This window comes from Chelativorans alearensis (assembly GCF_010993735.1).
Lineage (GTDB): Bacteria > Pseudomonadota > Alphaproteobacteria > Rhizobiales > Rhizobiaceae > Chelativorans > Chelativorans alearense.
The window spans coordinates 359,672-378,498 of sequence record NZ_WQNI01000002.1 but is presented as its reverse complement, the minus strand read 5'-3'; the positions used below and the strand labels follow the sequence as shown (position 1 = coordinate 378,498).

The window sequence follows — 18,827 nt, the reverse complement described above, 5'->3', positions numbered from 1 at the left end:
TGTACGGGCTCGGCACCGCGGCGCTGTCCTCGCGGTTCTGCACAGTCTATTGGCACCGCCTAAACCTTGAGCTGCTTGATTCTGGTGCTCTTCATTGGGAGCTCGAAAAGAGCCCCGCCGGCAACCAGAGACGATTGCTGTTCAATTACCGGCCAGAGCGCGAGAAGCCGTTCCATCTGCCTAATAACCGGCGATTTGTAGAGGCCTTTTGCCAAGAAGAAGCCCACCAGGCGCGAGCTGCGAAAAGCCAGATACTCCGCTCTGTTGCGTGTTATGCGTCGATCGCCCGAGACGACGATCCAGCGGCCTTCCGCACTCAGGCGCCCGATCCAATCCACGTCTTTTACACCAGTTCCGAACTTGTCCCTGATGTGAACAACGACGTGCTCCCCAGAAAATAGGGCGTCAAGTGAGCGAGCGATGGCCGGCGACATGTTCTCGTCAACGAGGACCTTCACGCGGCTCTCAGACGCTTTTCGAATTTCACGGCGTCACGGACGACTGACGCTGAAACGTCATAAAGGCGAGCCACCCGTTCGACCGTGCCTTCTGCTTCTACAGCGTCAGCAAGCGCGATCGTCGGGATGCCGTATTGCGCGGCAATGGGCTGACCGAACGCGCGCTGAGGATCGATCACGATCGACTGCTTGCCATCGAACGGTCGCCACCGCGCCACGGCGTCGTTCTCGATGTCGAGATCTTTGAAGGTTCGCTCGAGGACGTGGCGAAATACGTATTGGCGCTTCTTCAGATCCAGCACCTTGGCCTCACCCGAGCGCTCTATGCTCTCGAGGAAGATGGTGCGGCCGTCCGTTTGAAATCGCCGAGTTGAGAAAGGGCGCTCATCCTGCACGCACACGCGAGCGTATTCTAGGCAATTTCTGATGGCCAGAAGACCGACGCCGGCATCGACGAATGCCTTCACGAAACGCAACTCGATGAGATCCCGGAAGCCGATTTCGAGGTGATCACCGATCATCGAAAGCTGTGACTGCCACAGCGGTGGCATATTGCGCTCTTCGCCGTGACGTCGAAATTTGTAACCAGATAGCCAGCGCCTCACATTGAGAGGTGAGGTGTGAAGAAGGCGAGCAGCTTCGGGCGCGGTGTAGGAACCCACACCGAGCGGGAGGTTATCGTGATCAGTGCGCTGCTTCGTCATCGTCGGCAAGATAGCCATGTTGGTGTTGGTCGCAAGGAGATTTTGTGCGCGGCAGTCCAGCCCATCAATCAATGAGTTATATTTGATGCTGACCAGATTTCGTCGGCCCGATTAAATCTGATGTCCATGGAGTATGGCGTTCTGAGCTTCGCCCCAAAGCTGTTTTCGGCGTCGACATAAGCCTTGACGGTGAACCGGCAATCGCCAAGCTCGGTCACCGATACGCCCTCGGACGAGATGTAGGGGAACTCGGCGGTCGCCGGCACCTTCATCTCGCGCTTGACGAACGTCTGCGAGGCGACGAAGGCCCTGATCCGGTCGCAGTCGTCTACGATCGGCGCGGCCGTCTCGGCCGGCTCCTGGCCAGTCGTAAAGAAGGCGACAGCACCCAACCCGGCTACCACCATGATCGCAATGACGCGCGCATCCATGTTCTTCTTACCAGCTACATGCTTGTCTTAGCGGCGTGATCGCCTCATCCAGCCCGGCGATATTGAACGTCGCAGTGAACGGGCTTTCGCTATAGGGCGTCATGCGCACGATCATTTGCGATTTGCCGAACATCTGCTTGATCACCGGGATCGAGCGCCCTCCAGACCAAAGGCCGAGCGAGCGGTTGTTCGTCGACTCGTCACCGCTGACCGTGCGTGCTTTCTCATCGTCCAGGCGATAGGTGATGTGGCCATAGTCGTTATAATCGCTAGAAGTCATGTGGCAGCCGGTCTGAAAAATCAGCGACGTGGAATTCTCCATGCATCGGACGTAGAGCCGGATCTTGTCGCCACTGTTCCAGCCGCAGTTGACCGTTTCCTCTGACGCGACCGTCAAAAAGACGTTGGTCTGGTCAGTGAGCTTCGAGGTCTCCTTGCGGACCGACCACTTGCCCGCGGGCGTCGGAAGTATTTCCTGCTTTGGCGTGCGGCCGGCTTCCCTGTCGTAGCAGGCGAGGCGATCGAGATCACTGTCGATCTGGATGCACGCATCAGGCGCTGCGATGGCGCTGCCTGCCGCCAGGATAGCGGCTGCGGTGACTATTGTTCTCATGATGCCCTCCCTAACCCGAGGGCAAGGTGGCGCAACCGGGGCGGCCGGTCAATCCTGTTCCTCTCTCAAGGGGCGGGCGACGATGAGGGCAATGGGCGATGCCGAATTAGTGCGTGTTGTCGATATGCGGTTCCTCACGCTTCTGCCTGGCCATGATAAGGGGCCCGGGATCCGCGATGCTCCCAAAAACCGAAAGCAGACGCTGATTGACGTGGTAGCAATCAAGGAGCCATTGATCGATCACCTTGATCTGCATCTCAACTATGGAAGCGAGTTGCTTGCCGGCAAGAGCTGTCGAAGGCGGCGCGGACCGGTCCCAAAAAAGCACCTGATATACTTCCACCACGTCGGAAGCCGTCGACGGTCCCAAGAGCCCTAAGCCGCCGATGTTTTGGTTGAACACCTTCGGCTCGAACTTGGGGAAGATCGCGTTCATATCGATTGGCAAAGGTGGGATTGAATTGCCCATGGCCTTGTAGGCAGATGCCTGCAGTCGAAGAATACTCCTGCCGTTGGCCAGCCTTGAGTATGCGGCACCGAGTTCTCCGCTTAGTGCGCCTGCTAGCGTAATTCTCTCGTGTCTTCGATCGCTTTCCTTCTCTCTCCTGACAAGTTCAGCTTCATGTTCGCGTGCTTTGCGATCGAGTTCTGATTGGCTGGTCTGCGAGCGGATCAGATTTCGGAATCCGACGCGAGCTTGCCATGCGACTGCTGAAAACCCGATGAGAGCGCCCAGAAGTGTTGCTACGCCCGGAGTTATCCCCCCTGATGCTACACGTTCGACGAGAAGGAAAACCGGTCTTAAGCTGAGCAGGACCCCGATGGCCAAGGCACTGATACCCACCCATGGGCTCACCCACCAGGGCATTGCATCTCCTTTCCAAGGATTCACGACGCCGGCGGCCGTCGGCCTATTGCTCCATGCGCGGGCAGACCGTCTCGAGGTCCCATTCAACTTGCGAGCCCGTCTCGCCCGAGAATACGAGATCAAATCCCGCCGTTAGGTGGAGGGTGAGCTTTGTAGGCCTTGAGCGTCGGCCGCAGAGTTTCTCCGCAATGTAATCTGTGGCGTCAGCGATCGTAGCGACGGCCTTCTGAATATCTTCCGAGACGCTAGCGACAAACGCGTAAGGAACGTCCACGCCGTCCGCTCTCTCACCAAGTGCTTGCTGCAGTTCCTCTTCGAAGCTCTCAGTGCTCCACTCTGCCGTCGTCTGCTGAGCGGATGCTTGCGGCAGTGTAAAAAAGCCGGCTAATACCGCGGCCGCAATGATCGATCGCATTTGCATGTTGCCTCTCCCAAACCCGAAGGCAATGTGCAGTAACCGGGGTGCATGGTCAATCTTTAGCGGAACGTAGGCACACGCCGGCACCACCGCCATTCTCAGCGATGAACTCCACGCCGGCCGCCTCCAACGCCGTGCGGATCGTGTCGACCGTGCTCTCGCGCATGTCCTCCCCCCGCTCGAGACGTGCAACCGTATTCGGCGACACGTCTGCAATCTTCGCCAGCTCCCGCACTCCGAGGCCCAGCGCGGCCCGCGCCATGCGGCATTGCACTGCGTTCATTTTTGGTAACCGTGTTACTATTTCTCTTGCATTGGCAGGTAATATGTTTTAGTAACAATGTTATCAATATCGGTCAATGAGGATTCGACCATGAGCCCCATCGGACACCTGAGCACCAGCGCCCGGCGCGCCTTCCTGTTTTTCATTGCGAACGACCCGTCGCCCGACGCGCTGCACGAGGTAGCAGAGCGGCTCGGTCGCAACGACATCGATGGCGCCTTACGGATGGTGGATCGCTACACCCCGCGGCGTCTCTCGAACCTGATCTGCGATCCGTTTGTTCGGGACGCATTTGACCGTGCAGAGCGTGATGACGGCGCCTGCTTTGCCGTTCCCGCAACCACCCCACCGGTGCTCACCGGTGGTGACACCAAGCAGCTTGAGATGGAGATGGCCTGATGATGCACCAAAACCTTGATAACGACCTGAACATGGCGCTGTCGCGCGAGGCGATGGCTGGCCACCTGCAGGCGCGCGACGACCGCGGTCAAAGCGAAGCTGTTCGCGAAGCCATCGCCCAGATCGTCGGCGCCGTATGTTTTCTGGAATCGACCCTGGGCAGGGACGGAGCAAAAAGTGTCGTGCGTGAGGTCTTTGTTTCAACCTGAGTAGCGTTATCCTGCCACGGAGCGGGTGCCTGGTTGCCTCGGCGGCCAGGCACCATTCATGTCGTAGAGGCCGACGGAGGAACGGCAATGAGGGCAGATCTCGACCAACTGGACCTGAGTGTGCGCCGCGGCATCCTCGCCTTGCGCAAGACCGAGCGCGAGATCGGCGTGGCCTATGCTCTCGTCGACGCAACGGTAATGATCGAGGCCGGTCTGCGCTACTTGAAAGAGGTGTTTGAGGAGAAGGACGCAACTGAGCGGGTGGTGATGCTGCTCGACCGAACCCAAGTGCTGCCGTATCCAGACGTCTTGGCGGCAGCCCGTCCGGCCGAATATTGGTCGGAACGGCTCGCCGAGGCTGGCGCCCCTATTTCGCCGGCAGATATTCGCAAACGCGCTCTGGCCAAAGGGATGTTCTTCGAAGTCAATAAAGCGATCCTGATCAGTCCGGGACAACTCGATGCGATTTTCAGGTCGTCCCGAAAGCCAGCAGAGCCAGAGAGCAAAGCTGCCAACATGGTGCTGGCGAAGCTGAGGGCGAAGCGGCGCCGGGTCACCAGGAAGAAACAAAAGCGCTTAGGGCGCCCATGACGCGGTTCCGGTTGGACAACTATGTGCGTTCACGGAAATCCGTGAGCGTTTATTCGACGGATATTCGATGCGCCAGGGCAAAAATCAAATAAGTGATTGATTTCATTGGCACTCCCAAGGGGAATCGAACCCCTGTTTCCGCCGTGAGAGGGCGGCGTCCTAGACCGCTAGACGATGGGAGCGTCCGGGTGAAGGCCGCGATATAGTCGTGATTGCCGGCAAATGCAACAGGCGCGATGGCGCTGCCTCAAACATTCGTAACTCTTGGCTCGATAAGGTCCCAAAGGTTGCCGTAAAGGTCGGCGAAAACTGCCACGGTGCCGTAGTTTTCCTGGCGCGGCTCTTCGCGGAAGATAACGCCGTGCGCCTGCATGGCGCGGTAGTCGCGCCAGAAGTCGTCCGTGTGGAGAAAGAGGAAAACCCTGCCGCCTGTCTGCCCGCCGATGGCCGTCTCCTGGGCCGGGCCGTCCGCCTTGGCAAGGAGCAGGCAGGTGCCGTCAGCGCCCTGCGGCCCCATCACCACCCAGCGCTTGCTCTGCCCGAGCGGCGTATCTTCGGCGACCTCAAAGCCGAGCTTTTCGCGGTACCAGGCGATCGCCTCGTCGTAGTCGCGCACGACAAGCGTCGTCAGCGCGATGCGGCGCTTCGCTCCGGGGTTCATGGCGTCTCGTAGCCGATCTCGAAGCGGCCGATCGTCCGCCCCTCAGCCATGTCGTAGACGACGATCGCCTCGCCGCCCTCGGCAAGCTGGAGATGCAGTGTCAGCCGGCTGCCCGATGCCGCGTGCGAAACGATACGCGATCCCGCCGGCAGGCGGATATCGCCCGACAGCGCATCGGCGGAGAATGGCGCTTGCGTAAGCGCCGCATCGTCACGCTGCGGCGTCATGGACCTGTAGACAAGGGCCAGCACCACCGCCATAACCGCCACAAAGAGGATGGCGAGATTGATGCCCATGAAACGCACGAGCTTGCGGCGCACGCGCTCCGCCGCCGGGTCCAGCGGCTTGTCTTCGTCGGTATGGTGCGGCGCTGCCGGTCCGGCCATGGGTGCCCAATCGCAGGATGTGTCGGAAAATGAGCGACCCTGATAGCGAAGCCGGCACGGAATTGAAAGAGCTTGCGGCGGATGAAGCGGCGGCGGGCAAGCGGCTCGACCAATGGCTTGCCGCCGCCCTTGCGCCGGATATCTCGCGCAGCCGCGTGCAGGCGCTCATCCGCGCCGGGGCGGTGACGCTCGAGGGCGCCGCCGTTACGGAGCCGAAGCGCAAGGTTTCCGCCGGCGAACACTACCGGATCGTGTTGCCCGAAGCCGAGGCGCCGGAGCCCGAGGGCGAAGCCATTCCCCTTACCGTTCTCTACGAGGACGATGCGCTCATCGTCATCGACAAGCCTGCTGGCCTGGTAGTGCATCCCGGCCCGGGAAACTGGACCGGCACGCTGGTGAATGCGCTCATCCACCATTGCGGCGACACGCTGTCGGGCATCGGTGGGGTGCGCCGGCCCGGCATCGTGCACCGGCTGGACCGCGAGACGAGCGGCGTCATGGTGGTGGCGAAGACGGACCGCGCCCACCGGGCGCTGGCGGAAGCCTTTGCCGACCACGGCCGCACCGGCGATCTGGAACGCGCCTATGTGGCGCTGGTGTGGGGGGTGCCGAAGCGCCTTTCCGGCACCGTCGATGCCCCGCTCGGCCGCTCCACCCGCGACCGGACCCTGCGCGCCGTGGTGCCGGAGGGCCGCACCGACGCCCGTCTCGCCGTCACCCATTACACCGTGCTTGAGCGGTACGGCCAGCCGAACGACGAGATCGCCGCCCTCGTGGAATGCCGGTTGGAGACCGGCCGCACGCATCAGATCCGCGTGCATATGGCGCATATCGGCCATCCGCTCATCGGTGACCCCGCCTATGGCCGTGCCTTCCGCACCAAGGCGAAGCGCCTGCCGCAACCGCTGGCGGACATGGTTGCGACATTTCCGCGCCAGGCGCTGCACGCGCGCCTATTGGCCTTCCGTCATCCTGAGACTGGCGCTATAATGCGATTTGAGGTGCCGATTCCGGCCGATATAGTGGAACTGATGACACGTTTCGCTCGTTTATAGCCGGAAGCAGGCGTAGTATCGCTGTTCACGGTCGGTCACGGTTTGTTGACTGTTACCGGACGCTTTTGCCTTTCGGAATTTGTTCCTATATACCATATGGCGCGGTGCGCGCTGATGCGGCCGTGCTTTCCGTCCGCCTCGGTTAGGGGACGTTGAAGATGAGGAGGGTGCTATAAATGGCCCAGACACTACCAAGCATCGTTTCGGGCGAGGGTGGTCTTACCCGTTACCTCGAGGAAATCCGCCGCTTTCCCATGCTGCAGCCGGAGGAGGAGTACATGCTTGCGAAGCGTTATCGCGAGCATGACGATACCAGCGCTGCGCACAGGCTGGTCACCAGCCATTTGCGGCTCGTGGCGAAGATTGCCATGGGCTACCGTGGCTACGGCCTGCCTATCGGCGAGGTGATCTCCGAAGGCAATGTCGGCCTGATGCAGGCCGTGAAGAAGTTTGAGCCGGAGCGCGGCTTCCGCCTGGCCACGTACGCCATGTGGTGGATCAAGGCCTCGATCCAGGAATACATCCTGCGCTCGTGGAGCCTCGTGAAGATGGGCACCACGGCCAACCAGAAGCGCCTGTTCTTCAACCTGCGCAAGGTGAAGGGCAAGATCCAGGCGCTCGACGAGGGCGACCTCAACCCCGAGCAGGTGTCCGAGATCGCCACCCGGCTAAACGTGAGCGAGGAGGAAGTGGTTTCCATGAACCGCCGCCTTTCCGGCGATGCCTCGCTCAATGCGCCCATCCGCGCCACCGAGGGCGAGTCCGGCGAATGGCAGGACTGGCTGGTGGACGAGCACGACAGCCAGGAAGAGATGCTGGTCGAGCAGGACGAGCTTGAATCCCGCCGTCGCATGCTGGGCGACGCGATGGGCATCCTGAACGACCGCGAGCGCCGAATCTTCGAGGCACGCCGGCTGTCCGACGAACCGCTGACGCTGGAGGAGCTTTCCGGCGAGTTCGACATCAGCCGCGAGCGCGTGCGCCAGATCGAGGTTCGCGCATTCGAGAAGGTCCAGGAAGCGGTGAAGGCTTCGGCAAGGAAACAGGCGCAGCCCCCGCGCACCGCTCAGGGCGAAGGCGCCGCCGTCTGATTCTCTCCCGCAAGGCAGAGGGGAAAGGCGGATCCTTACCCGCTCGACGCCCTTTGCCAGGCTTCCAGTGCCTCACTGAATATCCGGTCGCCGGGCACGCCCTTTTCCAACGTGATGAGGGCGCGGCGGCCGGACGTATAGACGATCGGAATGTCGATCCAGCTCTGCCGCCGCATGAGCAGCGTGTTGGTCTCGACATCCGCCCTGTTGTCGCTCAGCGCCACGAGGAAGAAGCCCGGGGCGATCCTCGCCGGAATGCCGAGAAGCGGGCTGCCCGTATCCTGCTCCGACCGCTTCATGGCCACCCGCAGCACATTGTCGATGCCGCCGCCTTGAAAGTCGTCGGGCGTCAGGAAGATGAGCTCCATGATGTGGCTTGCCGGCAAGGACTGATCGACGTTGCGCCGGATGGTCATCTTGAGCTGCAGTCCCTTGTCCGGGACGGTCGCCTCGCCACGGATGGCCGGCTCCGGCGGGAGATTGTTGCCGGGCGACTCCTCGACGATCGACCATACCACCGCGCCGCTGTCGGCAGAGCCTTGCGACGCGTTCGTGCGCTCCTCGTAGAAGATCGCCCTCTGCCCCACGGGGAGGGAGGCTTCACCTTCCGGCTCGCCGCTGCCGCCGCCTTCGCCCGGCGCGGTACCGCTTTGCGTGGCCTCCGCAACGGAGGTGCCCTCCCCCACACCCGGCTGGCCTTCGGCGGGGCCCGGGTCGACTTCCCGACCGTCCGGCGTCAGGCGCTGGGTGAACTTGGGCGGCTGCTCGGCGCCCGCCGGTGCCGAACTCTCTTCTTGATTGCCCGCCTGCGTGGTTTCGTCCGGCTCCTCTTCCACCTCCTCGGGCGGTGTGGTGGCGGTGTCCCGCGCCATCATCTGGTCGAAGCTCTGGAATCCGGCGAGTTGTGCCACGTCGTCGCGATAAAGCCATGCGCCGGCTGCTGCCGCGCCGAGCAAAACCACGATGAGAAGCAGCGCGACCCATCCGCCCGCGCCGCGACGTCGGCGGTCAGGCTGATCGCCGGGAAGGTTTATATCGTCATCCTCGCCGGATTCCGGCCCTTCCACGGGCACATCCGATGCACCGATCCCCGGCCATTCGGACGTTTGGTGATGCGCCTCATCGTCCGCCTCTAGTGGCTCTGCGAGGTCGCCGGCGTCCGTTACGGCTGTCTCGTCAGAGCCTTGCACTGCTGTCTCTGCGGTCGGCTCGGCTTCCGCCTCGTCGGCATCGGGGTAAGGGCGCAGCCCGAACGGGGTGCTCAGCTCCGCCATGACGCTGTCAAGATCGTCTTCCGGCGGCGCGGCAGGCTCCGCGTACTCAGCCTCGACAGTGCTGATGGCGTCTTCCAGCAGCTTCTTCTGGCGTTCGACAAGCTGTGGCGAAGGCGGCGGCGAGACCGCGGCCAGCTTTGCGTCGATGGTGGCGCGTGCCTTGTCGTAGACTTTCGCCCGCGTTGCGGGGGTATTATCTTTCAGCGCACCGATCGTCTTGCGCAAAACCGCAGCAAAATCCGCCATGCCTAAACTGTCCGCTCCTACCCTCTCACTGTCCGAGTATCACCCGCAACATGCATGAAATTGTGGTGACTCTACAGCATGGCCTCAAACAATGGAATCGCCTTCTAAAAGATCAGCTCGTAGATTCAAAGCGTTAGGCCATCCGCTCCGAGCTAGTCCTGAAAGGGATCCGTCACCAGGATCGCATCCTCGCGTTCCGGGCTGGTCGACAGCAGCGCCACGGGAGCGCCGATCAGCTCCTCGATGTGGCGCACATACTTCACCGCCTGGGCCGGCAGGTCGTTCCAGCTGCGGGCGCCGCGCGTCGTCTCCTTCCAGCCTTCGAGCGTCTCATATATCGGCTGCAGCCGCGCCTGCGCGCCCTGTCCGGCCGGCAGATAATCGATCGTCTGCCCATCGAGCCTGTACCCCGTGCACACCTTGACCTCGTCAAGTCCGTCGAGCACGTCGAGCTTGGTGAGCGCGATGCCGCTCATGCCGTTCGCCACCACCGCCTGGCGCACGAGCACCGCATCGAACCAGCCGCAGCGCCGCTTGCGCCCCGTCACCGTGCCGAACTCGTTGCCCTGCGTGCCCAGGAAATCGCCGATCTCGTTGTCCTGCTCGGTGGGGAACGGGCCTTCGCCGACCCGGGTCGTATAAGCTTTGGTGATACCCAGGACATAGTCGACGGCGTTCGGCCCCAGCCCCGAGCCCGTGGCCGCCTGGCCTGCCACCGTGTTGGACGAGGTGACGAAAGGATAGGTGCCGTGGTCGATGTCGAGCAGCGTGCCCTGCGCACCCTCGAACAGGATGCGGTTGCCCGAGCGGCGCGCATCGTCGAGGATTTTCCATACACGGTCGACATACGGCAGGATGCGGTCGGCCACCGAGGAAAGCTCTTCCATGATGGCCGCGTGCGAAACTTCCGCGTGGCCCAGCCCCCGGCGCAACGCGTTGTGGTGGGTGAGAAGCCGGTCGACCTTGGCCGGCAGCGTTTCCATGTTGGCAAGGTCCATGACGCGGATTGCCCGGCGGCCGACCTTATCCTCATATGCCGGCCCGATGCCGCGCCGCGTCGTGCCGATCTTGGTGCCCGAGTTGGAGGCCGCGTCCTCGCGGAAGGCGTCAAGCTCGCGGTGCAGCGACAGGATCAGCGCCGTGTTCTCGGCGATCTTCAGGCTCGCAGGCGACACGGCCACGCCCTGCTGCGCAAGGCGCTCGACCTCGGCCACGAAAGCATGCGGGTCGAAAACGACGCCGTTGCCGATGACCGACAGCTTGCCCTGGCGCACCACACCGGAGGGAAGAAGCGAGAGCTTGTAGCTCACCCCGTCGATCACCAGTGTGTGGCCGGCATTGTGCCCGCCCTGGAAGCGCACCACCACGTCGGCGCGCTCCGACAGCCAGTCGACAATCTTGCCCTTTCCCTCGTCGCCCCACTGCGAGCCGACGACCACAACATTCGCCATCAGTGCACCCTTCTTGCCGGTTTTGCGCGAAGCGCCCGGCTGCTCGTGAAAAACCACAGGCTCTATACCGTCATGCGTCTGGCGATGCGACTCCCTTTCAGCCGTGCCGCCCGCCTCCCGCCGGTTTTCTTTGTGGCGTTCGATTTACGAGGCGCATCGAACCGGCTATTGCCTCCTACCGCCTCGAAGCCCGCCCGGAAGACCCCGATGCACAACAAGGCCTACGTCATCCTCCTCTTCACGACGCTCTTCTGGGGCGGCAATGCGGTTGCGGGAAAGCTGGCGGTCGGCCACGTCTCGCCTTTCGCCCTGACCTTCCTGCGCTGGATCGTGGCGCTTGCCATTCTCCTGCCGCTGGCCTGGAAGCCGCTCGGGCGCGACTGGCCGCAGATCAGGAGCAACCTGCCGCTTCTGGTCATGCTCGGCACGCTCGGCTTCACCTGCTTCAACGCCACCTTCTACAGCGCCCTCACCTTCACGTCGGCGGTCAATGTCTCGATCGAGCAGGCGGCCATCCCGATGGTCATCATCGTTTTGAATTTCTGCCTCTTCCGGGTGAGGGCGACAAGACTGCAGCTCGTCGGCTTCGCGCTTTCCCTTGTCGGCATTTCGCTGACCGCGAGCCACAGCGACCTGTCGCGGCTTGCCGAGCTCGACATCAATATCGGCGATCTTCTGATGCTGCTCGCCGTCCTGTTCTACGGCATCTACACCGTATGCCTGCGCTTCAAGCCCGACATCCACTGGCTGAGCATGATCACCGTACTTGCGACGTCGGCCCTGTTGAGCTCAATCCCCTTCCTCACCTGGGAATACGCGGCCGGCAGCCTCATCCTGCCGGATCTGCGCGGCTGGATGATCGTGCTTTACACTGCGGCAATGCCCTCGGTCCTCGCCCAGGTCTTCTATATCCGTGGCAACGAACTCATCGGCGGCAACCGCGCCGGCCTGTTCGTCAACCTCGTGCCGATATTCGGCACGCTGCTGTCGATCCTCATCCTGGGAGAGGATTTTTACCCATACCACGCCTTCGCGATAGCGCTCGTCTTCTGCGGCATAGGGCTCGCCGAATATAGCGGCCGCAAAGCGATGGGCGCTCCGCCGCGCGTGCGGGCTCCGGTCGACGGGTCGTGACCTCGAAGGCGCGGGATGGAACCGCGCCTTCGTTACGCACCAGCCTTACGCACTCACGTCGAAATGCAACGGTTTGGCCGAGATAATGGAGTCGTTCGCCCGCAATTCCTGAAGCACATTCTCCGGGAACGGCGCGTCGAGATACAAGAGCGCGATCGCGTCGCCCCCTGGCCGATTGCGGCCGAGCTGGAAGTTGGCGATGTTCACCCCGTGCTTGGCACAGATGGTGCCGAGCAGGCCGATGATGCCGGGCGTGTCGTAATTGGTGGTGTAAAGCATGTGCTCGCCCACCTCGGCATCGAGATTGATGCCCTTGATCTGGATGAAGCGCGGCTTGCCATCGGAGAAGACCGTGCCGGCGATCGAACGCGTCTTGGCCGATGTCTTGACCGTCAGCTTGATGTAGCCGTCGAAGACGCCCGACTTGTCGCGCTTGACCTCCGACAGGATGACGCCGCGCTCCTTCGCCATGACGGGCGCCGAGACCATGTTGACGTCGGAGACCTGAGGCCGGATGAGGCCCGCCAGTGCGGCGCTGATGAGGGCGCGCGTGTTCATGGCGGCGGTGGAGCCGTCGAAGACGACCTCCACCTCGCGGATCGCCTCCTCCGTCACCTGGCCGACGAATGCGCCCATCACCTCCGCCAGCTTGATGAAGGGCTTTAACCGCGGCGCCTCCTCGGCGCTGATCGAGGGCATGTTGATGGCATTGGCGACAGCGCCCTTTATGAGGTAGTCCGACATCTGCTCGGCCACCTGCAGGGCGACATTCTCCTGCGCCTCGCTGGTCGAGGCGCCGAGATGCGGCGTGCACACCACGTTAGGCAGGTTGAACAGCGGGTTTTCCGTGGCCGGCTCGTTCTCGAACACGTCGACGCCGGCGCCCGCCACCTTGCCGGATTTCAGTGCCGCGACCAGATCGGCCTCGACGATCAGGCCGCCGCGCGCGCAATTGATGATGCGCACCCCGTCCTTCATCTTGGCGATCGCCGCGGCGCTGATGATGCCCCGTGTCTTGTCGGTCAGCGGCGTGTGCAGCGTGATGAAGTCGGCGCGGGCAAACAGCTCGTCCAGCTCCACCTTCTCCACGCCCAGCTCCTCCGCCCGCTGAGTAGAGAGGAACGGGTCGAACGCCACAACATGCATCTTCAGCCCGATGGCGCGCATAGCCACCACCGAACCGATGTTGCCGCAGCCGATCACGCCCAGCGTCTTGCCGGTGATCTCGACACCCATGAAGCGGTTCTTCTCCCACTTGCCTTCATGGGTGGAGGCGTTGGCTTCGGGGATCTGCCGCGCCACCGCGAAGAGCATGGCAATCGCGTGCTCCGCCGTGGTGATGGAGTTGCCGAAGGGTGTGTTCATGACGATGATGCCGCGGCGCGAGGCGGCGGGGATATCGACGTTGTCGACGCCGATGCCGGCGCGGCCCACAACCTTCAGGTTGGCCGCGGCATTGATCAGCTTCTCCGTCACTTTGGTGGCCGAGCGGATGGCCAGGCCATCGTACTGATCGATGACGGAGAGAAGCTTTTCCTTGTCCTTGCCGAGATCCGGCTGGTAATCGACCTCAATGCCGTGCTGCCTGAAGATGTCGACGGCCGTGGGCGAAAGCTTGTCGGAAACGAGAACGCGAGGTGCCATTTCAGGGGCTCCTAATTAAGCGAATGCGATGGGAAGGATCAGCGCCGGCGCCGGCGCCGGACGGTTTCAGGCGCTCTGCAGCGCCGCCTTCTGCTCCTGGAATGCCCAGTCGAGCCAAGGCATCAGCGCTTCGAGATCGGAGGTCTCGACGGTCGCGCCGGCCCAGATCCTGAGGCCCGGAGGCGCGTCGCGATAGTGGCCGATGTCGTAGGCCACGCCCTCCTTGTCGAGCCGGGATACCATGCCCTTGGCGAAGGCCGCCCTGGCGTCGGCATCGAGCCGCGCCACCGTCTCGTCGACGATCGACAGGCACACGGAGGTGTTGGAGCGCGTGGCCGGATCCCGCGCCAGATGCGCGAGCCAATCGCTCTTTTCGACGAACCGGTCGATGACGGCGAAGTTGGCATCGGCACGGGCAATCAGCGCGTCGAGCCCGCCCACCGACTGCGCCCAGGAAAGCGCGTCGAGATAGTCTTCCACGCACAGCATGGAGGGCGTGTTGATGGTTTCGCCCTTGAAGACGCCCTCGATCAGCTTGCCGCCCTTGGTGAGGCGGAATATCTTCGGCAATGGCCAGGCGGGAGTATAATTTTCCAGCCGCTCGACCGCGCGGGGGCTGAGGATAAGGATGCCGTGCGCCGCCTCGCCGCCCAGCACTTTCTGCCAGGAGAAGGTGACGACATCGAGCTTCGAAAAATCGAGCCGCTGCGCGAAAGCAGCGGACGTGGCATCGCAAATGGTCAATCCCTTGCGGTCGGCAGGGATGAAGTCGCCGTTCGGCACACACACGCCGGAGGTCGTGCCGTTCCAGGTGAAGACCACGTCGCGGCCGAAATCGATCTGTGCCAGATCAGGCAGGTCGCCGTAGTCCGCCTCGATGCGGCGCACGTCGCCGAGCTTGAGCTGCTTGACGACATCCGTCACCCAGCCGGAGCCGAAGGATTCCCAGGCAACCATGTCGACGCCGCGTTCGCCCAGGAGCGACCAAAGCGCCATCTCGACGGCGCCGGTGTCCGACGCCGGCACGATGCCGATGCGGTAGTCTGCGGGAACTTTGAGAACTTCACGCGTAAGCTCGATGGCCCGCCCCAGCTTTTCCTTGCCGATCTTGGCACGGTGGGAGCGTCCGAGCGCGGCATCCTTCAACGCCTCGGGCGTCCAGCCGGGGCGCTTTGCGCAAGGTCCTGACGAGAAATTGGGATTGGCCGGACGGATGCCCGGCTTGGGGAATGTGCTCATGATATTCTACCCTTCCAGATAGCTCGCCCCTCGGTGGGGAGGGGTGGCCCACGGAGGGGGTTATGCTGTCAGGGCCGCCGCGTCAAGCATGTTCTTCCCGAGACAGAACAGCGCATGGCGGGCCGTCGGGCCCGCCACCGCGGAAACTTTGGGCCGTTGCCGGGCTTACCAGAGATCGTAGCGCAGTCCGACCTTGACTTGGTGATAGTCCACGCCGTCCTCGATGGTATTGGAGGACACGTCGAGATATTCAAGGCTCGGCGAGTTCAGATACTGATACCCCACATCCAGCGACATGTTTTTCGTCACCTGGTAGTTGACGCCCGCGTTGAGGGTATAGGCGAACTCGTATTGCCGATCCGGTGGAGAGGGAGGAGTATTCAGCAGCGGTGAATCGACCTCCAGATCGTGCTTGGAAAAGACGAGACCAGCGCCGGCACCGACATAAGGGGTGATGCCGACAAAGGTGCCGAGGTCGACGTAGCCGTTGACGATCGCGCCCAGGACCCGGTTCTCACCCGACACGAAATTGACCCCGTCGTCATAGTCGAAGCTGTCGTCCCCGATATAGGCGAGATTGACGTCCGCCCGCAGCATGTCGGTGAAGTGATAGCCGACGCCGATGCTGCCTCCAAAACGATTGTTGTCCGCCTCCTCGCCGAAGAGGCTGAAGTCATAGACCGAATCGTTGGCGCTGTAGGTAACGTCGCCGCGCAAGTACCACCCCGAGCCGAACTCCACCGGCACGTATTGCGGCGCTTCCTCGATGACGATGGGTGGGTCGTAATCGGCCGCACCGGCGGACGTCGCCGGTGCCAGCGCGGCACCCGTGACGACCAGAATCAGACTACTGGAAAACCTATACATAGTGACCTGCTCCCCGAAGTGCGCCGGAGCATTTACTCGCCCCCGCCGCCAGTCGAGAAGCAGTGTTAACCATTTCGGTTAAGCCATGGTTAAGGATAACAGCGGGTGAACGGGAAGAGCGGACGCTCCAATTCCATGCATCGTGTCTTTTCGAAAATCGGTTCCGATTTTCGGGGCCGATGCGATAGTGCGAGCGACACAAAAAATGCCGCCCGGCGGAAAGCCGGGCGGCCGACAAGAGCGGTGGAAGACGTATTACTTGTAGACTGGCGGCTCGTAGGGCGGCGGGTCGTAGGCCACCATCTGCGGCACGGCGCAGTTCGTGTTGCCGCCGAAAGAATAGCGCAGGCCGGCGCGCGCCTCGTGCACGTTGAAGCCGTCGTCGAAGCCTGGGCCAGCACCGATGCTGACGCCGCCGGGCGAGAACTCCTCGAACATGCGACCGCCCTCGATGCGGGTGAAACGGTATCCGGCGTCAAGCTGCAGGTTCTCGGTTAGGCAGTATGAAGCACCCGCCATCAGCGACCATGCAAAGCGCCAGTCTTTGCCCCCCTTGTGCACGAATTCGCCATCCTCGGTGATGTTCGTCAGGTCGTCCCATTTCACATAGGCGCCACCGATGCCCGCGCCGACATAGGGCGTCACACCGTGATAGGTGCCGAGGTCCACATAGGCATTGGCCATCAGGAGAAGCGCCTCGTAGGAACTGGAGTCCGATGAGGTGCAGGGATCCCCGTCGAGGCAGGTACCGCTCGTCGAGCCGCGGAAGTCCGACTCGAACCAGTAGTCCGCCGTGAAGTCGGTGCGCAGATAAGGCGTTATCTGATAGCCGACGCCGGCACCCAGCGACATGGCACCGTCGAGGTCGTCGCTGGTGAAACCGTTCGTGCCGGGCGGCGGCCCGTAAGTGATGAATTCGGCGTCGCGCAACTCCGACCAATGATAGTTGATATCCCCACGCAGATACCAGCCGCCCGCGGCCACCTGCTTTTCAACGAACTGCGGCGGCGGCGTCTCCACCACCGGCGGTTCATAGATGTCGGCTGCGTAGGCGCCGGTGGCAAAGGCAAACGCGGCAGCCGCGACAGCCGGCTTCATCGTCTTCAGCATCTTCCCCATCCCCAAGAAATGCGACGGCTACACGGTTTGGCGCCCCGCTTGGTTGAGTCATGGCGAAGATTGAAGCAAAAAAGTTAAGCCGCACTTAACCCTAACGCGCAGTTTCCTGCGGCGATCGCGTTATGCTTGCTCTGGGTGAGCCCTCTGAGACTTAAGCCGGCTGTTGCTCCGGCAGGCCGAAGATCGATAAATCTAGGCCGCCGTCCGAGCATCGCCGATGGCATCGATGATATCGTCGACCACGGCGTGGACCAGGTCCGGGTCGTCGCCCTCGGCCATCACGCGGATGAGCGGTTCGGTGCCGGAGGGGCGGATGACGAGGCGGCCGCTCTCGCCGAGCCGTGACTGCGCCTCGGCGATCACAGCCTTGACGGGCGCCCGTTCAAGCGGCTTGCCGCCGCTGATGCGCACATTCTTCAAGACCTGCGGCACCGGCTCGAACTTGCGGCACACCTCGCTGGCCGGCCGGTTCTCGCGCTTGATGCAGGCCAAAACCTGCAGCGCGGTGACCAGCCCGTCGCCCGAGGTGGCGAAGTCGGAAAGGATGACGTGGCCGGATTGTTCGCCGCCCACGTTGAGCCCATTGGCACGCATGTGCTCCACCACGTAGCGGTCACCCACCTTGGTGCGGTGCAGATCGAGCCCACGGCCCTTTAAAAAGCGCTCCAGGCCGAGATTGGACATCACCGTGGCGGCGATGCCGCCGCCGGCCAGCCGCTCGCTCTCATGCCAGGACTGCGCGATCAACGCCATGATCTGGTCACCGTCGACCACAGTGCCGTTCTCGTCGACGATCACCACCCGGTCGGCATCGCCGTCGAGTGCGATGCCGATGTCGGCACGCACCTCGTGCACCTTCTTGGCAAGGCTCAAGGGGCTGGTAGAGCCGCAATCTCGGTTGATGTTGAGGCCGTCCGGGTCGACGTGGATGGACACCACCTCCGCCCCCAGTTCCCAGAGGGCGGCGGGCGCCACCTTGTAGGCCGCACCGTTGGCACAGTCGACGACGATCCTGAGGCCCGAAAGCGACATCGCCCGCGGCAGCGTGCGCTTGGCGAACTCGATATAGCGATCATGCACGCCGTCGACACGCTTGGCCCGGCCGAGCATCTCGGCATCGGCCAGCGCCAGCTCGATGTCCTTGTCGAGCATCGCCTCGATGTGGCCTTCGATCTTGTCGGAAAGCTTGTAGCCGTCGGGCCCGAACAGCTTGATGCCGTTGTCCTCGAACGGATTGTGCGAGGCCGAGATCATGACGCCGATATCGGCGCGCAGCGAGCGCACAAGCATGGCCACCGCCGGCGTCGGGATCGGCCCCAGAAGGAACACGTCCATGCCCGCCGCGCAGAAGCCGGAGACGAGCGCGTTCTCGATCATATAGCCCGAAAGGCGTGTGTCCTTACCGAGCACCACGCGATGGCGATGGTTGCCGTTCTGGAAGGTAAGGCCGGCGGCCATACCCACCTTCATGGCCACCTCGGCGGTCATGGGAAATCGATTGGCCCGACCGCGGATGCCGTCGGTCCCGAAATATCTCTTCGTCATATCTTTTTTTGCCCGCACCGATTTGGAAGTTTGTCGCAAAACTGCGGTCCCCATCTTCATTTGCCACAGGTTTGGGTGCTTATGCGCATCACTTTATGTCAGAAATCGTAATCGATCTATATGAACAGGCGCTTGCCCACT

Annotated in this window: 22 protein-coding genes and 1 tRNA gene; 6 read left to right on the top strand and 17 right to left on the bottom strand. The window is 62.5% G+C overall.

Annotated features, from left to right (window positions below; all coding sequences use genetic code 11):
- Positions 1 to 59: 59 nt before the first annotated feature.
- From GPJ75_RS04660 to GPJ75_RS04630, 7 genes are all read right to left on the bottom strand, one after another.
- The gene (locus GPJ75_RS04660; protein WP_163265592.1) at positions 60 to 458 is read right to left on the bottom strand and encodes a PIN-like domain-containing protein; all 399 of its coding nucleotides are present in this window, start codon (positions 456 to 458) and stop codon (positions 60 to 62) included.
- Positions 455 to 1,234, bottom strand: coding sequence for a DUF433 domain-containing protein (locus tag GPJ75_RS04655; RefSeq protein ID WP_246248901.1), 780 nt, complete (start codon positions 1,232 to 1,234; stop codon positions 455 to 457). Before GPJ75_RS04655 ends, GPJ75_RS04660 begins: the two co-directional genes overlap by 4 nt.
- On the bottom strand, positions 1,231 to 1,593 hold the full coding sequence (locus GPJ75_RS04650) for a hypothetical protein (RefSeq protein ID WP_163265590.1): 363 nt from the start codon (positions 1,591 to 1,593) through the stop codon (positions 1,231 to 1,233). Before GPJ75_RS04650 ends, GPJ75_RS04655 begins: the two co-directional genes overlap by 4 nt.
- A 7-nt stretch (positions 1,594 to 1,600) precedes the next feature.
- Positions 1,601 to 2,206: a type VI secretion system-associated protein TagO gene (locus tag GPJ75_RS04645; RefSeq protein WP_163265588.1), complete on the bottom strand. Its 606-nt coding sequence runs from the start codon at positions 2,204 to 2,206 to the stop codon at positions 1,601 to 1,603.
- Between the two features lie 106 nt (positions 2,207 to 2,312).
- The gene (locus GPJ75_RS04640) at positions 2,313 to 3,074 is read right to left on the bottom strand and encodes a hypothetical protein (protein ID WP_163265586.1); all 762 of its coding nucleotides are present in this window, start codon (positions 3,072 to 3,074) and stop codon (positions 2,313 to 2,315) included.
- Positions 3,075 to 3,117: 43 nt separating this feature from the next.
- Positions 3,118 to 3,495 carry a hypothetical protein gene (locus GPJ75_RS04635; RefSeq protein WP_163265583.1) on the bottom strand — a complete coding sequence of 126 codons (378 nt, stop codon included), beginning with the start codon at positions 3,493 to 3,495 and terminating at the stop codon, positions 3,118 to 3,120.
- 49 nt (positions 3,496 to 3,544) lie between these two features.
- A complete protein-coding gene (locus tag GPJ75_RS04630) occupies positions 3,545 to 3,775 on the bottom strand; it encodes a helix-turn-helix domain-containing protein (RefSeq protein WP_205602462.1) in 231 nt (76 codons plus the stop codon).
- A gap of 90 nt (positions 3,776 to 3,865) precedes the next feature.
- Between GPJ75_RS04630 and GPJ75_RS04625 the strand changes: the two genes are divergently transcribed.
- From GPJ75_RS04625 to GPJ75_RS04615, 3 genes are all read left to right on the top strand, one after another.
- On the top strand, positions 3,866 to 4,174 hold the full coding sequence (locus GPJ75_RS04625) for a hypothetical protein (protein ID WP_163264924.1): 309 nt from the start codon (positions 3,866 to 3,868) through the stop codon (positions 4,172 to 4,174).
- A complete protein-coding gene (locus GPJ75_RS04620; protein WP_163265581.1) occupies positions 4,174 to 4,383 on the top strand; it encodes a hypothetical protein in 210 nt (69 codons plus the stop codon). Before GPJ75_RS04625 ends, GPJ75_RS04620 begins: the two co-directional genes overlap by 1 nt.
- An 87-nt stretch (positions 4,384 to 4,470) precedes the next feature.
- Entirely contained in the window at positions 4,471 to 4,974 is a 504-nt protein-coding gene (locus GPJ75_RS04615) for a hypothetical protein (protein WP_163265579.1), read from the top strand.
- A gap of 106 nt (positions 4,975 to 5,080) precedes the next feature.
- Here the strand turns inward: GPJ75_RS04615 and GPJ75_RS04610 are convergent.
- The 3 genes from GPJ75_RS04610 to GPJ75_RS04600 all read right to left on the bottom strand — a co-directional run bounded on the left by GPJ75_RS04610 (position 5,081) and on the right by GPJ75_RS04600 (position 6,021).
- A tRNA-Glu gene (locus GPJ75_RS04610) sits at positions 5,081 to 5,156 on the bottom strand.
- A 65-nt stretch (positions 5,157 to 5,221) separates the two neighbouring features.
- Positions 5,222 to 5,635, bottom strand: coding sequence for a VOC family protein (locus tag GPJ75_RS04605; protein WP_163265577.1), 414 nt, complete (start codon positions 5,633 to 5,635; stop codon positions 5,222 to 5,224).
- Positions 5,632 to 6,021, bottom strand: coding sequence for a fimbrial protein (locus GPJ75_RS04600; RefSeq protein WP_163265575.1), 390 nt, complete (start codon positions 6,019 to 6,021; stop codon positions 5,632 to 5,634). Before GPJ75_RS04600 ends, GPJ75_RS04605 begins: the two co-directional genes overlap by 4 nt.
- 29 nt (positions 6,022 to 6,050) lie before the next feature.
- On the opposite strand from GPJ75_RS04600, the gene GPJ75_RS04595 reads away from it, so the two are divergent.
- Both GPJ75_RS04595 and rpoH read left to right on the top strand, forming a co-directional pair.
- On the top strand, positions 6,051 to 7,076 hold the full coding sequence (locus GPJ75_RS04595) for an RluA family pseudouridine synthase (RefSeq protein WP_163265573.1): 1,026 nt from the start codon (positions 6,051 to 6,053) through the stop codon (positions 7,074 to 7,076).
- Between the two features lie 176 nt (positions 7,077 to 7,252).
- Complete coding sequence (gene rpoH / locus GPJ75_RS04590) at positions 7,253 to 8,167, top strand: RNA polymerase sigma factor RpoH (RefSeq protein WP_163265571.1); 915 nt, start codon at positions 7,253 to 7,255, stop codon at positions 8,165 to 8,167.
- A gap of 35 nt (positions 8,168 to 8,202) precedes the next feature.
- Here rpoH and GPJ75_RS04585 read toward each other — a convergent pair whose 3' ends face one another.
- Together GPJ75_RS04585 and GPJ75_RS04580 are read right to left on the bottom strand one after the other, a co-directional pair.
- Positions 8,203 to 9,687, bottom strand: coding sequence for a hypothetical protein (locus GPJ75_RS04585; protein WP_163265569.1), 1,485 nt, complete (start codon positions 9,685 to 9,687; stop codon positions 8,203 to 8,205).
- Between the two features lie 152 nt (positions 9,688 to 9,839).
- A complete protein-coding gene (locus tag GPJ75_RS04580) occupies positions 9,840 to 11,138 on the bottom strand; it encodes an adenylosuccinate synthase (protein ID WP_163265566.1) in 1,299 nt (432 codons plus the stop codon).
- A 207-nt stretch (positions 11,139 to 11,345) separates the two neighbouring features.
- On the opposite strand from GPJ75_RS04580, the gene GPJ75_RS04575 reads away from it, so the two are divergent.
- A complete protein-coding gene (locus GPJ75_RS04575; RefSeq protein WP_163265564.1) occupies positions 11,346 to 12,272 on the top strand; it encodes a DMT family transporter in 927 nt (308 codons plus the stop codon).
- A 45-nt stretch (positions 12,273 to 12,317) separates the two neighbouring features.
- Here the strand turns inward: GPJ75_RS04575 and serA are convergent, their stop codons facing one another.
- The 5 genes from serA to glmM form a co-directional block, all read right to left on the bottom strand.
- Complete coding sequence (gene serA, locus GPJ75_RS04570) at positions 12,318 to 13,916, bottom strand: phosphoglycerate dehydrogenase (protein WP_163265562.1); 1,599 nt, start codon at positions 13,914 to 13,916, stop codon at positions 12,318 to 12,320.
- Positions 13,917 to 13,982: 66 nt separating this feature from the next.
- Entirely contained in the window at positions 13,983 to 15,155 is a 1,173-nt protein-coding gene (locus tag GPJ75_RS04565) for a phosphoserine transaminase (RefSeq protein WP_163265560.1), read from the bottom strand.
- Positions 15,156 to 15,320: 165 nt separating this feature from the next.
- Positions 15,321 to 16,022, bottom strand: coding sequence for an outer membrane protein (locus tag GPJ75_RS04560; RefSeq protein WP_163265558.1), 702 nt, complete (start codon positions 16,020 to 16,022; stop codon positions 15,321 to 15,323).
- 255 nt (positions 16,023 to 16,277) lie between these two features.
- Entirely contained in the window at positions 16,278 to 17,132 is an 855-nt protein-coding gene (locus tag GPJ75_RS04555; RefSeq protein WP_163265556.1) for an outer membrane protein, read from the bottom strand.
- Positions 17,133 to 17,333: 201 nt separating this feature from the next.
- Positions 17,334 to 18,686, bottom strand: coding sequence for a phosphoglucosamine mutase (glmM, locus tag GPJ75_RS04550; RefSeq protein WP_163265554.1), 1,353 nt, complete (start codon positions 18,684 to 18,686; stop codon positions 17,334 to 17,336).
- Between the last annotated feature and the right edge of the window lie 141 nt (positions 18,687 to 18,827).